The sequence below is a fragment of the Pedobacter nutrimenti genome (assembly GCF_003208655.1).
GTDB classification, from domain to species: domain Bacteria; phylum Bacteroidota; class Bacteroidia; order Sphingobacteriales; family Sphingobacteriaceae; genus Pedobacter; species Pedobacter nutrimenti.
The window spans coordinates 616,662-631,313 of sequence record NZ_QKLU01000001.1; the positions used below are offsets into that span (position 1 = coordinate 616,662).

Annotated in this window: 12 protein-coding genes; 4 read left to right on the top strand and 8 right to left on the bottom strand. The window is 40.2% G+C overall.

Translation table 11 applies throughout. The features are described 5' to 3' along the window. Positions 1–32 precede the first annotated feature (32 nt). From B0O44_RS02510 to B0O44_RS02520, 3 genes are all read right to left on the bottom strand, one after another. Entirely contained in the window at positions 33–881 is an 849-nt protein-coding gene (locus tag B0O44_RS02510) for a hypothetical protein (RefSeq protein WP_110827114.1), read from the bottom strand. Positions 882–946: 65 nt separating this feature from the next. Further along, entirely contained in the window at positions 947–2,032 is a 1,086-nt protein-coding gene (locus tag B0O44_RS25335; protein WP_110827115.1) for a DUF6688 domain-containing protein, read from the bottom strand. Between the two features lie 57 nt (positions 2,033–2,089). Next, positions 2,090–2,497, bottom strand: coding sequence for a hypothetical protein (locus B0O44_RS02520; protein ID WP_110827116.1), 408 nt, complete (start codon positions 2,495–2,497; stop codon positions 2,090–2,092). A 112-nt stretch (positions 2,498–2,609) separates the two neighbouring features. On the opposite strand from B0O44_RS02520, the gene B0O44_RS02525 reads away from it, so the two are divergent. Beyond that, complete coding sequence (locus B0O44_RS02525; protein WP_110827117.1) at positions 2,610–3,128, top strand: GNAT family N-acetyltransferase; 519 nt, start codon at positions 2,610–2,612, stop codon at positions 3,126–3,128. Between the two features lie 56 nt (positions 3,129–3,184). Here B0O44_RS02525 and B0O44_RS02530 read toward each other — a convergent pair whose 3' ends face one another. Beyond that, complete coding sequence (locus B0O44_RS02530; RefSeq protein ID WP_110827118.1) at positions 3,185–4,792, bottom strand: RagB/SusD family nutrient uptake outer membrane protein; 1,608 nt, start codon at positions 4,790–4,792, stop codon at positions 3,185–3,187. A gap of 18 nt (positions 4,793–4,810) precedes the next feature. Continuing rightward, a complete protein-coding gene (locus B0O44_RS02535; protein WP_170123253.1) occupies positions 4,811–7,918 on the bottom strand; it encodes a SusC/RagA family TonB-linked outer membrane protein in 3,108 nt (1,035 codons plus the stop codon). Positions 7,919–8,474: 556 nt separating this feature from the next. Here B0O44_RS02535 and B0O44_RS02540 point away from each other — a divergent pair. Then, entirely contained in the window at positions 8,475–9,359 is an 885-nt protein-coding gene (locus B0O44_RS02540; protein ID WP_110827120.1) for a LytR/AlgR family response regulator transcription factor, read from the top strand. Between the two features lie 37 nt (positions 9,360–9,396). Here the strand turns inward: B0O44_RS02540 and B0O44_RS02545 are convergent, their stop codons facing one another. Then, positions 9,397–10,503 (bottom strand): agmatine deiminase family protein, encoded by a 1,107-nt coding sequence (locus B0O44_RS02545; RefSeq protein ID WP_245943531.1) that lies wholly within the window; start codon positions 10,501–10,503, stop codon positions 9,397–9,399. Between the two features lie 82 nt (positions 10,504–10,585). After that, positions 10,586–11,413: an AraC family transcriptional regulator gene (locus tag B0O44_RS02550; protein ID WP_110827122.1), complete on the bottom strand. Its 828-nt coding sequence runs from the start codon at positions 11,411–11,413 to the stop codon at positions 10,586–10,588. A 173-nt stretch (positions 11,414–11,586) separates the two neighbouring features. On the opposite strand from B0O44_RS02550, the gene B0O44_RS02555 reads away from it, so the two are divergent. Together B0O44_RS02555 and B0O44_RS02560 are read left to right on the top strand one after the other, a co-directional pair. Further along, complete coding sequence (locus B0O44_RS02555; protein ID WP_110827123.1) at positions 11,587–12,435, top strand: helix-turn-helix domain-containing protein; 849 nt, start codon at positions 11,587–11,589, stop codon at positions 12,433–12,435. A 103-nt stretch (positions 12,436–12,538) separates the two neighbouring features. Next, positions 12,539–13,321, top strand: coding sequence for an alpha/beta hydrolase (locus B0O44_RS02560; protein ID WP_110827522.1), 783 nt, complete (start codon positions 12,539–12,541; stop codon positions 13,319–13,321). 38 nt (positions 13,322–13,359) lie between these two features. Here B0O44_RS02560 and B0O44_RS02565 read toward each other — a convergent pair whose 3' ends face one another. After that, on the bottom strand, positions 13,360–14,583 hold the full coding sequence (locus tag B0O44_RS02565) for an MFS transporter (RefSeq protein WP_110827124.1): 1,224 nt from the start codon (positions 14,581–14,583) through the stop codon (positions 13,360–13,362). Between the last annotated feature and the right edge of the window lie 69 nt (positions 14,584–14,652).

Consider the following 14,652-nt stretch of genomic DNA (forward strand, 5'->3'; position numbering starts at 1 on the left):
ATGACAGTTCCATCGCGCCTAACAGATCTTTTTTAATAAATAGGTTGCGATGCCGCCTCATACGGTTCATTGCTGATCAGTTTGCCGGTATTGCTGTAAATAAGTAACCGTTTTTTTCCACTGACAATTTTTAACACTTCTTTTTTTCCTAATGTCCCATTTTTATAATACTCTTTTGTTTCGCTCTTGTCCTTGCCTTCATAAGAACGGGTATACAGCTTTCCATCAATATACTCATCAACATACCTGATGTTGTTTTTTCTGTATTGTCTGTTGGAAAGTTGTCCAGCTTCAGTATAGTTTTCGAGAATATTTAACCCGGATACGCCTTTTTTATTTCCATTAGGATAAAAATAGGTATACGTTTCTGTGATGCTGTTGGCTATCTTTTCCTGCATACCATTTTCATAATACGACTTGGTTATACCCCTGCCATAATATTTATGCTTATCCAGCGACATAAAACCATCTGTTTTTAGTTTCCCGTTTGGGTAATATGTTTTAAAATATACCGTGGTTTTATCCCTATGCGCATCAACATTCAAAACATCTCCTTCGTAGCTCTTCATAGAGGTTACAAACGAATTAACAATCACATAATCCGTTTTCGTATGATCCTCTAATCGTATGGAGGCGCTCCCATTGATCAACTTATTGGTTATTATCAAATTTGCATTTTGCATCCCATTATCTATCGCATAGCTTCCGTCTTTTAAAGACAGCACATTTTCTTTTTCCCCAGAGATGATCCGTACAACCTCTGTAAAAGCTTTTTCCTCTTTGCCAATCTTTAGTTGAATTGCCTGTTGGGAGAAACTTTTGTTCACCATGCTGCCAAAAATCAGGCATACGATATATCTATATAGGTTTTTACTGATCATATATTTTAAATTAAATCTTCGTCTTGCAACATTTAATACACACAAACGAACAAGACTAAAGACATTTATAACTGGTATTGTTTGTTGATCATTTCCTCTGGTTTTTCGCAACATAGATATAAACAAATTAAAAACATCCATTCTAAAGGTTTCATTAAAATGTAGGTCAAATTAGACATTTGTTCATTATTGATCTTTAAGGATAAGTTATACCCACACCTATCATAATTGCTTCGGATCAGCCGGTGTAGCCCTGGAGAAAAATTCTGCACCATTTCTTCAAATGCATTAGCAACAAGTAATTGCCGGTTCACAATTATTGTATTTCCATGTCTTTTGCCAAGCCTGAGGGGTTTTACAATCTTTGGATCTCCGGATGCGGCCACCGTGCACAGGTAATGTCCTTTATGGTCCAGAACCGGTGGATGCATTTGCTGAGAAAACCTCCAGGTTGTGGTTTCTGTAAATACCTTTATCAGGGAATTCGGGTCCTGACCAAATAAAATAAGAACGATTGTTACCAGGAGCAATAGTGGAACAATAAGTACAATACCCCAAACCGGTAAATTGTTCTTTTGTACTAAAAATGTATTTAACCTGTTCAGGAACTTATTTGAATATGTTTTCTCGTTTGCGGTCATCATGTTGCTTTTAATCATGTAAACCAGAAGTATTGCTGAAACTAAAAGACTAATAACAGGAGCTGGAATTAAAAAGTACAGATGATCTGTTCGTTCATAAAAGTCCATACTTTTCGTATCATGTCTTGACAGTTGTAACAGAACAAAGAAAGCGATGACCATGCCAATGACCAGAAAACTTAACGATAAAACTTTTGTAAGCGGTGGTAATTTGCTGCCTTTTAACCAAATCAGTAATACGGAAACATTAAACATTACAAAGTAAAAAACTAACGTAACGATATGTTTTTCACCAAATGGCGTGTAACATTCGTCATCCACCGGATCAATGGCAGCAGAATATTGATTATTATGGATCAAAAGTCCAATGAACAACAAAACCAAGGAAAACAAGTACAGATTACCAACAATGATTTCCGGGACTGTTATATTCTTTTTAATTTTTTTTAACCCAAAAACAAACAGAAAAATCAGCCCAAAGAAAAATAATAGCGCGTAAACAAAAATCATAAGTTAATTTTCTTTTCTCCAATTCCAGTAAAAATCTCATTCATTAAATACAAGTAATTAAAGCTCCCAAAGGTTCTGTTTATTTGCTGTAGCATACAACTTTCTGTAAAGAGCATTTATTCGCTTATTGGCTCTTTTATACTCTTTTTTTGACCAGACAGCACCAAGACAGTTTACCTGTTTATTCATAAGAATAACATTGATTTTTTTTGTGGAATTCCCGACTATTCTGATTTCATCGGTAAAACCAATACCAGAAAAAATCAAAGTATCACCTGGCTTGGACTTCATGGAAAAATCTCCGTTGTTGTCTGTTAACACCTTTTCACTTACGGATGGATTGGCAACCGCACAAACTAAAGGTTTTAAATCTTCATTCAGCACCCTGCCCTGAACCACGATTTGTCCACAGCAAATTAGGGGTCCCAGAAGGTAGATAAACAGGAAAAAGGTCCGAGCAATCATACCCCTGAAAATTTAAACTTGAAAACTGTATTTCGCATGCATATATACTGTCCGCTTCGGTTAAATATAGGCATATTGAGTTTAAAACCGATAAATATCCCTATTTTTATAAATGACTAATGATTATAAAAAATCGAATAGTGATTACACATTACAACGCATGTTGCCAGCGCAATGGCAAAGCTACAGATCAATCAGACTGGAGGCCCTGAATACCAATCCACAGGTATTCGGCAGCAATTATGAGAAGGAAGCTGGATATGATAAACAGGATTGGATCACTTTACTTCAAAAAGACTCCAGGGCCATATTTGCATTGTATCATTTAAATTTATTAATCGGATTATCAGGTGTCGCCCTTAAAAAAGAAGAGGAATCAACAGCTATTTTATTCTCTTCTTTCATTAAAGTACCCTATCGGGGGATCGGATTGTCGAAATTATTTTATCAGGCGCGGATCGACTGGGCCCGGCAAAAAAGATGTACTTCAATTGTTGTTTCACACAGAATTGGTAATGAGCTGTCAAAAGCAGCAAATCAGCATTTTGGTTTTAAGTATAGCCATTCACAAGAGGTCATGTGGCCCGATGGTAAATTGGCAGATGAACTGGTGTACCTATTGAAACTATAAATCCCTGATCTGCATTGTACAGTCAGGGATTTATAATCTCTGTAAAGTCTTACTATTTAATTGGAGCTTACAGGTCCGCTGGGCCTGTTGTAAGCCGTTTCATCAATAGGAATATCCCAGTAATCCATATAATTGTACTCAATGAAACATGGCAATGGACTAAAAGTACTTGAACCTATAAGGTTTCCAGGTATCAGAACAATCGCGTTGGCCCTGCCTCCACCTGCACTTGCAGGCGCAGTTACCCCCCATCGACGGGCATCCAGAAAAGCAACGCCTCTGAGAAACAAACCTATTCTGCGCTCTTTACGCAGTTCCTCAATGGCCTGCGTCTGGGTTAAACCTGTTCCGGAAACATGCGCCAGTCCGGCTCCCTGAGCATCCCTGACCTGATCTATCAAGGTCAAACCTGCATCTATATTTCCAGCACTGCGGATCTGAACTTCAGCAAGCATCAATGCATTTTCTTCCCAGGAACCTGCATAAAAATGTTTGCCCACGTGCGCTTTGGCGGTGGACCAGAATCCGCCGTTTTCAATGGCTGTTGGGGTATAACGTGACCCGAACTGTATACCACGGCTCCTGATGTTTACCACTGCACTCGGCAGTACCGTAATCCCTTTCACAAACCTTTGGTCACCAGGCTTAAAATCCTGCACCAAACGTTCACTTGTATACAACCAACCCGGATTTATATCGTTGTTGTTCCATAAAAAAGGATGTCCCTGAGTACCCGCAGTCAAATCATTTGTACTGTTTACGTCCATCCCCCTTACGAAGGCCTGATCACCTTTAACCAGTCCTTTAGCTGCAAGACTGGCCACTTTAGTCCAAAGAGCAGCTGTCATTGCGCTTACTTTGGTATTGGTCAAAATATTTCTGGCCTGATAAGTATAACAGTTTCTAACCCACATGGAAGGAGTAATTTTTAACGAAGTCACGTTAAAACTAGGTGTAATGGCAACCATAGTTGCGGCATAATCGGCATCTCCGTCATTAATTGTTGATAAAAGGGCAATGGCCTTATCGAAATTGGCATTTGCCTCTGCAATAATCGCGTCATGATCAACATAATTACTGTTGGTTGTGCCATCTGCACTATTGGTAATGATGCCTTTTGCAAAAAGCGACCCAATCTGTGAATAGGCTAAACCTTTCCACCAATACCCCCAGGCCTGCAAAGTAGCTTTTTCGCTGGCGGGTAATACCAAAGCAGGGCTGTTGAGTGCCTTCAGAAGTATATTTGCCTGTCCATTAGCCAGGTAAGCATCACTCCAGGGCACTTGAAATGCATTGCTTCCACTGGCGTCTGCAGCAAAATTATTCAGACTGGCCAGCTGCGCCTGTTGTGAAACCCCAAAAATATTAGGCACTTTAGTGTTGTATGGAGCAGGTAAAGTTATGCTGGAAACCTGTTGGGTAAACCGCATTCCGAAATTGCCCACCGAAGAGATTTGTTCATCTCCCATAACACTGTTATAGAAAGTCGATTTGTCAAAGACTGATCCGCACTGTACGAAAATGCCTAAAGCATAGTATTCTATCCCTACCTTCGTTTCTAAAGACACGAGCGAAGGACTATTGGGGTTATTTAGTTGTAAATCGGATTTTTTACATCCGGCACCTGCTATGGCAAGTGCAAAAATTATGATATATTTTTTCATTGTTTATGCTCTTAAAAGTTAAAATCCTATGTTTAAGCTAAACTGATATGATCTTACATTGGGCTGCATATAACGGTCAACTCCTCTGAAACTACCAATCCCGTTCAGCGCACCACCCTGACTATCCACAGAGCCAGTACTTTCCGGGTCCAGGCCTTTGTATTTGGTAAAGGTCAACAGGTTATGCCCAGATACAGTTACAGACAAGGTCCTTAACCATCTTTTGTTGACTACACCGGTCAGGTCATAACTAATCGAAGCATCCCTCAAACGTAAAAAGCTGGCATCTTCAACAAACCAGGAAACCGGATTCAAGGTATTGTAATAACTGTCGTAATAATTTACAAAAGCGCCGGTTTGACCATTAATGGTTACTGGTCTGTCAAAATCTTTTGAAAGCCTGTCCCTGTACAACCATTGTCTGGTGCTGTTGTATACACTTTGACCTTTTACCCAGTCAAACTGTACAGCTACACTTAGTTTTTTGAAAATGGTAAACCTGTTAAATATAGATGAAGTGAAATCAGGATTTGAATTGCCAATATTGGTCAAATCATTAGAAGCTGAAATGACAGCCCTGTTTGTCCGAATGTCCACCACATTTCCATCCACCAGGGTGTAGTTGCCTACATCTGAAACTGGTATATACCTGCTTCCATCAGGTTTCAACTGATCAACACTACGTAAGGGTGTCTGACCCCAGAAAATACCCAGCTGCTGACCAGGGATAAGCGCAAATGCGCCACTATAAATAGGAAGATTATTAGATATTTTATCAATAAAAGTTTTAGATGTAGCAAAACGCAGCCCTAGGTCCCAGGTAAAATTTTCGGCCTTATATCCGCTCATGTCTAAAGAGAGGTCAATACCATGACTTTTTAAAGATACCAGGTTATCGACGGTCGATAAGAAACCGGAAGAAGGGGCGACCGGTGCATTCTGAATAATATTTTTCGATTTTCTGTCCCAATAAGTTCCACTAAAAACAAATTGTGAAAACCATTGTCCTTTAAGGGGCGTAAAAGTTATGTCAGTTCCCAGTTCAAGTTCTTTGGTCACCTGTACCTGTAAATTAGGGTTGCGTGCAGTGGTTTGATTGGAAAGAGAAGAACCGGTTGGACCAATAGCCGCAACATCCAGTATCAATTGCCTGTCATAAGCCCCAGGCTGTACACCGGCCTCTCCGTATGCACCTCTGACTTTCCAGTTGGATACAAGATTACGGGTCGAAAACAACTCCGAAGGATTAAAATATACAGTAGCCCTTGGAAAGGTAAATGCTTTTGACTGGCCTCCAAAAGCCGATGAATAATCCGATCGGAAACCTCCTGAAACACCTAACAAATTGGCATATTCAATGGTCTGATTGACCAGGAAACCATACATTAAAGTTTCGTAATCAAAGCCGTCACCTGCCGTTTTCGTAGCAGCGGTATTGATGTTGTAAGGAGGATAAGGTGTAAGACCTGTGCCCTGAGCAAAATAATAGCGTCTTGATATTTTGCGTGCATCATAACTCACCTGGGTAATGGTTTTAATAGGGAGATCAATATTAAAATCATTCTTAAAATCCGTACGGATGAAAGCACTACCGATCAAATACTGGCTTTTAAAATTGGTGTAGCTATTGGTAATCTGGCCGTTTGCTGGTCCCCAGGAGACTGCCTGATAACTGCTCAACTGATTTTTGTACATATCAAATCCATCAGAAACCGAGTAGTCCAGTGAATACTTGGCATCTAATTCCAGGTATTTAGGGAATTTGTAGTTCACTCCAAAATTTTCTACCAAGCGTGGCGTATTGGTATACCTTGTGCGATAATCCCGTTCTGTGAGTGAGTTATTCCCGTCAATATCCACACTTGGTTTTACCACGCGGAGTCCTGTGGAAGGATCTATGTAATTAAAGTTAATAAAAGGATAACTGTTAACCAGATTGAAGCGGCTACCGGAAAGCAAGTTTTCGTGGGTATAGATAAACTGGGTGCTGTTTCTGATGGTCAGGCCTTTGGCCGGACTGAAACCCAGGTTCATGCTCAGGTTGGTCCGGTTGTAATTGTTACTAAAAACATCCTGCTGTGCCAGGTTAGATGCATTAAGGGCATAGTCCAGATTTGCATCACCGCCCCTGATGTTCACAGAGTTGGTGAAGGTATTGGCAACGCGGTAACCCTGATCAATATGATTGTAAACAGGTAGTTTGTAGGGCTTATTGTTCTGTATCTTAACGTCTGTTGCATAAGGCCCCTCCTGTGGTGAACTCCAGATCCCATGACTGTCTGCTGAAACAATTTTGCCTTCCGAGTCTAGAATATTACCAGCAGCATCCGTATCAAAATGGTGCATGGAGGCGACCAAAGGGTTTTTCTGTAATACCTTGTCCCTACTGTACCTGGATACCACATCAATAATCAGTTTTCCGTTACGTGTTCCTTTTTTGGTAAAAACCTGAATAACCCCATTACCTCCATTGGCACCATACAGCATACCGCCCGCAGATCCTTTGACCAGCTCTACGCGGTCAACAGTTGAAGGATCCAGAACATCCAGCATGTCACTGCCTACCTGAACCCCGTCTATCAGGATTAATGGATTTGTTGAACCCAGATTGGTATATCCCCTGAGAATGATTTGTGCACCAGTTCCAGGTCTGCTGCTTGCCTGAATGATTTGTGCACCGGCAATCTGTCCGGTCAGGGCTTGACTGACAGATAAATTAGCACTTTTTGCAAAATCCTTATTGCCAACAGCGGCTACATCAATGGCCACCTTTCTTTTTTCAGTAGCTGCCCCCACCCCTGTAACCACCACCTCATTCAAAGATTGGGCATCCGAAGAAATTACAACTTCCACCACGTTACTGGAGCGAATATCTACTTCACGGCTCGTATAACCTAAAAATGAAATAATCAGTGTTTTTGCACCGGAAGGAACTTTTAAAGTAAACTTTCCGTCGGCCCTGGTTGTGGTTCCGATCGTAGGTAATTCTTTTACTTTCACGGAAGCCCCTGGTATAGGCAATCCGTCTTCTCTTGCTTTAACATTACCGTTTATGGTGCGCTCCTGAGCGAACACAAAAACAGGCAGTATAAACAAGAGGAACAAGTTTAGTACTAGTTTTTTCATGAATTGATTTAGTTTAGGTATTGATTGTATTAAGTTTTTGGAATTGTAACGATAATTTGACATTTTGTTGAGCCAAGCCTGCTAATGATTCCGTTCACCTATACACCGCTATTGTTTATTTTCTTGGGAACACTATGCTTTTTCCGGAAGGAAACCGTCGGTTTTTTAAATAAACCAGCTGACATCCACCAGCTGGTTTATCCTATTATTTACCTAAATTATTAATCACCTATGCGACAATTAATAAGTCCTTTCCATCCGACCGCTCTATCCGAAATTGTAGTTCCTTTGAATTTAACCCGACAGGTGTTTATTAGTGCGACGGGTAATCGTTTTATCCTGTGCGGTTATGTGACCTGAAGCCCTTGTCAGGACCGCCAAATTTTGTAGTCTTCTTTCCATATAAGTTAGGTTTTGATAGTCCTAAAGTTAAATGGGTAGAAACCGACAAATTATTAATACAGACCTGCTTTTTACACGAATCGTGTAAATTCATAAGACCTTAGAGAAAGCATTTAGATTGACCTCAGTAAGTTTAGCATAAGGATTATTCATAATGAACCATCAGTACAAATACGAGGATCATAATTTTAGAATGCGTTATTTTAGCGCTCGTTTTCTGCTCTTAACCTGCCTGGTGTTTACCTTTTGCACCACCTGGCCGGAATTAAAACTTGTTATTTATTCGCATCATCAGAACTGGCGATCTTATACTTCTCTTATCGCCATATTTTCTGGCTATATGCTGCTAACTTCCATGGTTGATTACAGCACCAAAGTCCTGGATAAAAAATCCAGCTGGAGCAGAGAATTTACTAAAAGGATTTACCTTCAGCTGTTATTTGGCTGTCTAACCCCTCTGATCATCACCTTCTCTTTAATCAAACTGGCTTTATTTATTCTCGAAATGGATCTCTCCCATATCTTATATACAGGACATTCCTTCTTTTTGATTCTGTTTATTGTCGTTACGCTAAATGCATTATATATGGGGGCTTATTTTTCCGGACTTCTGCATAAGGATCAAAAAATTAAAAAGAAACAGAAGAACGATTCATCCAAAGCACCTGTGAGTGCTTTTTTAAATTATAAGGAACATATTGTGATACCCAACGGACATGATGAGATACAAATTCCACTTATAGACGTCTCCTACCTGTTTCGCGATGGAAGGGATATTCTATTAAAAACACACAACGGATCTATTTTTGCATTTTGGAGGCCGCTGGATAAAATAGAAAAAGAACTTGATCCGGCGCTTTTTTGCCGGATCAGCCGTTCCTGCATTATTTCCCGTCAGGCATTTCTTAAATATGAGGACCTTTCGGGTGGTGGAATGCTTATTTTTTTAAAACAGCGCATAGAAATCAAAGTAAGCCGGGACAAAGCCCACTTTGTTAAATCCTGGCTGGAAAAAAAAGAGGAGGCACAGACGGTTTAAATTCCGGTCGTCCTCCTCTTTTTTTAAATGACAATTTCTATCGGGGTTGTTGCTGGGTCACACAATGGATCATACCTCCATTGGCGTACAAATTCCGGACATCTATCCCTACCACAACCCGGTCAGGATATAAACGCTGTATAATTCTGTTGGCCACCACATCGTTAGGGTCATTGTAATTCGGGACCAGTACCCTTTTGTTTGCGATGTAGTAATTTACATAAGAACCTTTATAACCCAATTTTTTTCCATAAACCGTTTCTACATTATTTTTAGTTAATGGAAGTTTAACCAGCGTATAGGGTGCCCCGTTTTTATCAGTTGCAGCATAAAGCGTATTGATATCTTCTTCAGGAACCTGCCAGTCCAGTAAATCATCGAAATCCATGGTCACCAGGGTCTTTGTATTGCCAAATCTTGCAAATCCGTCTATGTGCATGTCGGTAATTTCTAAACCTGCTTTTCCTTTTAACCAGATAAATTTAGTTACTCCCAAATATTTGGTAAAAATAGCTTCTGCCTGTGATTGGCTCATTCCAGGGTTTCTGTTGTTGTTCAAAACAGCGCTTTTAGTTGCCATTAAAACGCCTGCACCATCTATTTCAACTGCTCCGCCCTCATTGACCATAACGGCATTCAAATCAATTTTTGTACGGTTTTGGCTGCTGGCAATTTTTGAAGGAATCAGATCGCAATTCTGATAATCTGCTTTTTTGCCCCAGCCGTTAAAGCCCCAATCTTCTACAACCAGTTGGCCCTTGTTGTCTTTAACATAAATTGGCCCGTTGTCCCTTACCCAAACATCGTCGGTAGGATAAATTTTAAAATCAATATTTGTCAAAGAAATACCCGCATTATTCAATAAATTTATAATCCGGCTTTGTTCTTGTTCATCATAGGCAATAATATGAACCCTTTCACTCTCGGCCAGGGTTTGCGTCATTTTCACCCAGGTTGCATCAAGTCTGTTGCGATAGGTAGCTCCATATTGATACTGGTGAGGCCATTGCAACCAGGTTCCTTCATGTGGTGCAGATTCCTCTGGCATGGTGTACATTACTGTAGCATCCGCAGGCTGCAAGCTTTCATCTGCCTTCTGGCAGGAAGAAAATATAGTTAACAAGGAGATTATTAAGGATAGCATTTTGTTTTTCATTTTATTTAAACCATTATTTTCTTACAAAAGAAGGGATATGGAAACCCGTTTTGTTGTCCAAAAATGACAACTATTTTTTTTTGACCGGAATAAGAATCTCCGTTACAAAATTATCCTCATTTTCTGTGTGGTACTCATTTTTAACATAATGCTCTATGATCCCCGAACTGTCCAGCTCCAAATCGGTCTTAAAAAGCCAATCTATATAAATGCGCCGGTAAGTATCTTCAATTAAGTTGTGGCTGCCCTTATGAATATATTTTGCATATCTGCCTCCCAGAATATGCGTTGAAAAGAATTGTTTGTTTAACGGATCTTTATTGATGCAGGCCTCATACCTGCATTTCAACTTATCGGTAATCAAAGGCTGATCAACAATGATTCCAAAATATTGTGTTCCAGGACCTGCTTCAACCAGAGTGTCTATTTTCTCCCACAGGTTTTCTATATCAGGGCTGCTGTAGTTATTGGTTTGAATTCCAATATAAAATACCCTTACTTCCTTCAGGAAAACCAACTCCCGGCTAATGCTTTTGTCTTCCTGCCTAAACCGCTCTATGAAACTTTCAAAAATCCCAACTTTTTCTCTCCTGGCCCTCATCGGCGATATCTTAAACTGTTTTTTAAACGATTTCGAAAAAGCCTGCAAGCTTTCAAAACCTACAGAATAAGAAATACGGGTAACCGCATCAGAAGTATAAATAAGTTTTTTATACGCGTGCTCAAGTTTTAGTCTTTTTTGAAATGCCCCCAGCGATTCCTTGAAAATATTCTTGAAAACACGCTGAACGTTTCTATAAGAATAATTAGACAACTCTTCTAATTTCTCAATTGGAATATCCTGATGGTAATGGGCTTCAATGTAATTGATGATATGCTGAATTTTTTCCAGGGCCATAGGAGTAAATTATATTCTTAATCCAAAAACCAAACCATCAATATAATTTCCTGTTCATCTGTACTCTGCATCAAAGACATAAGTAATATGTATTAATAATATTGTATTTTCGAATTTACGTGAAAAATTGCATTTAACACCTTTGATACGACCACATTATTTAGTACAATCAAATGAAACTGTTTTTGACTGACCCGAATTCCGGTGGACATTTATACTTATTCAACCAGGAACAACATTTTGATCGTCACTTCTATAGTAAGGACCAGAACAATAAATACTTTACTATAGTTTGGAATCGCGGTGATGAGCAAACGGTCACCATTGACGGTGAAGAAGTTAACTTTCCTTCGCAACGTATTTTGCCCCTGATGTTTAACCAATCTTTTATTTTTGAACGTAGTTCAGATCTGGTTGCCTGGCAATTTAACCGGGAATTTTACTGCATCATTGATCATGATTCTGAGGTGAGTTGTGTAGGTTTTCTTTTTGGAATAGGCCATAATTTGTTCATCAATTTAACCGAGGCAAGCCAGCAAAAGCTGTCTTTGCTACTTCATATGTTTATTTCTGAAATGAATACAGCAGATCATGTGCAAAACGATATGCTGGTCATGCTGCTCAAAAGGCTGATCATTACTGTTACACAACTGGCCAAATCAGAATACATTCCAGATCCAAAAATGCAGACCGACAGGTTCCACCTCATCCGCAAATTCAATCTGCTGGTCGAAGGCAATTTTCACAATGAACATTCTGTTCATTTTTATGCCCGGCAGCTCAATAAATCGCCCAAGACACTTTCAAATCTCTTTGCTTTGTTCCAGCAAAAGAGCCCTATTCAAATTATACAGGAACGCATAATTATTGAAGCAAAGCGGTTGTTGTACTACACAGACAAATCTGCCAAAGAAATAACTTATGAACTGGGTTTCGAGGACCCCGCTTATTTTTGTAATTTCTTTAAAAAGCATACTTCCTACTCCCCAATTGGCTTTAGAAACAAAGACAATAATAATTAAGGGAAAAAATTACAATCAACTGGGAAGTATGTCTATTCCCTTGCTTTGTTTTTCAAGCCACCTTTGTAGTGTTGATCAGAACAAAAAAATCAACATCAAAACAATGAAAACTCAAATCGTAAAAAACAACATTAAAAAAGGCCTGGTGGCTGTAGCATTAACAATGACTGCTCTTGCAGGTACAAGCCATGGAGTCAGTGCCCAGGAAGTTAAAAATGTAGTATTGGTACACGGTGCCTTTGCAGATGGCTCCGGCTTCAGGGCGCTGTATACCATATTAACCAAAAAAGGGTACCATGTTACTGTGGTTCAAAACCCCTTGACCTCGCTTGAGGACGATGTCAATGCCACAAAAGTTGTTCTGGACAAACAAGATGGTCCCGTAATCCTGGCAGGACATTCCTGGGGCGGTGCCGTAATTACGGAGGCCGGAAATCACCCTAAAGTAGCTGGGCTGGTGTACATCGCAGCTTTCCAACCTGACAATGGGGAAAGTGCATTACAATGGCTTCAAACCGCTCCCCCAGCACCTGAAAACGGGGTCTTGCCACCAGATGACAAAGGAATAGTTTATTATGATCAGGCCAAATACCATCAGGGCTTTTGTGCTGATATCAGTAAAGCAGAAGCAGATTTCATGTACGCTTCACAGGGAGCTTTCTATGCCAAAGGATTTACAACACCAATTACCCATGCAGCATGGAGGGATAAACCAACCTATGGTTTAATTGCTACAGAAGATAAAAGCATTGCTCCTGAAATTCAGCATGCCATGTATAAACGTTCTCATACCAGAGTAACAGAAGTTAAAGGAAGCCATGTGATTTTTATGTCCCAGCCTGAAAAAGTAGCCAGCGTGATCATAGAAGCCGCACAAAGAAAATAACCTGCACTGAAAATAAGGATACAGAATAAAAAAGGAACTTAGCCCCTAACGACAAGTTCCTTTTTTTTCTTGTTTGTATTTGAAAACAAAATGACCATAGCCAGCAGACAGCTGGTTGCGCCAAACAGGTAAATGGCCTGATAATTATACCACCCGGCAATAAGGCCGGCAACCGGTCCTGCCAGTCCAAGAGAAAGGTCAAAAAATGCCGCATAAGCACCCAGCGCAGTACCCCTGTTTTGTGGGGTCACTTTTTTAATGGCAAGTGTCCCTAGCGCAGGGAAAATTAGCGAAAACCCTATTCCGGTTAGTGCACATCCTGCTAAAGCCATATTCTGGGATACCGAAAACCCAATTAAAAGCTGTCCTGCAATCTCCACGCTTAAGGAAACCAATGCAACCCTGTATCCACCATACTTATCGGTAAAGGACGAAAACAAGACCCTGGTCAGCACATAAAACAACCCAAAGGTCATAAAGGCCATGGACGGGTTGCCCCAGCTTTTTTCTGTATACAACAAAGAAACAAAAGAGGAAATACAGGCAAATCCAATAGATGAAAAAGCCAGCCCTAAACCCTGACCTGAAATCAGACCGATTACCTTGTAAAAAGGTTTTCTGATGTGCGCCGCATCTACCGGTAAAGCCGGTAGCTTCAGGGTAGAAAGCCAACTGAGGATGGCCATTAATATGACGCTTATAAATACATACACAATGCCAAAAGAACTTTTCATCCAGATGGCTGCAGGAGCACCAATTGCAATACCTGCATACATGGCAATTCCATTCCAGGTCATCACCTTCCCCGATTTTTCTGCCCCTACCAAACCTATTCCCCAGGTTAGTGCAGCCGTAACCAGCATGCTTTCCGCTATTCCATGAACCATCCGGGATAAAAAAACAAGTCCCAGGGCTAGGTAAAAATTAGAACTGAAAACTGCTGACAAGCTGTATAAAAGGCCGGAAAAAACAACCAGTTTTATTCCCTTGCTACTGCACAGTTTTGCGCCTTTGGTATCCGTTATTTTTCCCGAATAGGCCCTTGTTAATAAAGTAGCCAGAGATTGTGATCCAATCACCAAACCCACGATCAGGCTGTTAAATTTTAAATCGTTTTTAATAAAATCAGGTAGCACCCCTAAAGTCATTCCGATGGTAAGGTATATTGCAAATACCGAAGTAATAATCGGTGTAATGAGCTGGGCAAAATTCTGATCCGTTTTGTTGTCCGTAACTGCGGCGGCTTTCGTTTTTTCTATCATTTTGTATGGTATTTAAGCTGTGAAATTTCACGGATACAAAAGTAGATGGACCGACCCTGGTAAAACTTA

Coding starts and splice junctions, on each gene's coding strand:
- B0O44_RS02510 (WP_110827114.1), bottom strand. CDS start 881: ATGATCAGTAAAAACCTATATAGATATATCGTATGCCTGATTTTTGGC.
- B0O44_RS25335 (WP_110827115.1), bottom strand. CDS start 2,032: ATGATTTTTGTTTACGCGCTATTATTTTTCTTTGGGCTGATTTTTCTG.
- B0O44_RS02520 (WP_110827116.1), bottom strand. CDS start 2,497: ATGATTGCTCGGACCTTTTTCCTGTTTATCTACCTTCTGGGACCCCTA.
- B0O44_RS02525 (WP_110827117.1), top strand. CDS start 2,610: ATGACTAATGATTATAAAAAATCGAATAGTGATTACACATTACAACGC.
- B0O44_RS02530 (WP_110827118.1), bottom strand. CDS start 4,792: ATGAAAAAATATATCATAATTTTTGCACTTGCCATAGCAGGTGCCGGA.
- B0O44_RS02535 (WP_170123253.1), bottom strand. CDS start 7,918: ATGAAAAAACTAGTACTAAACTTGTTCCTCTTGTTTATACTGCCTGTT.
- B0O44_RS02540 (WP_110827120.1), top strand. CDS start 8,475: ATGAACCATCAGTACAAATACGAGGATCATAATTTTAGAATGCGTTAT.
- B0O44_RS02545 (WP_245943531.1), bottom strand. CDS start 10,503: ATGCTATCCTTAATAATCTCCTTGTTAACTATATTTTCTTCCTGCCAG.
- B0O44_RS02550 (WP_110827122.1), bottom strand. CDS start 11,413: ATGGCCCTGGAAAAAATTCAGCATATCATCAATTACATTGAAGCCCAT.
- B0O44_RS02555 (WP_110827123.1), top strand. CDS start 11,587: ATGAAACTGTTTTTGACTGACCCGAATTCCGGTGGACATTTATACTTA.
- B0O44_RS02560 (WP_110827522.1), top strand. CDS start 12,539: ATGAAAACTCAAATCGTAAAAAACAACATTAAAAAAGGCCTGGTGGCT.
- B0O44_RS02565 (WP_110827124.1), bottom strand. CDS start 14,583: ATGATAGAAAAAACGAAAGCCGCCGCAGTTACGGACAACAAAACGGAT.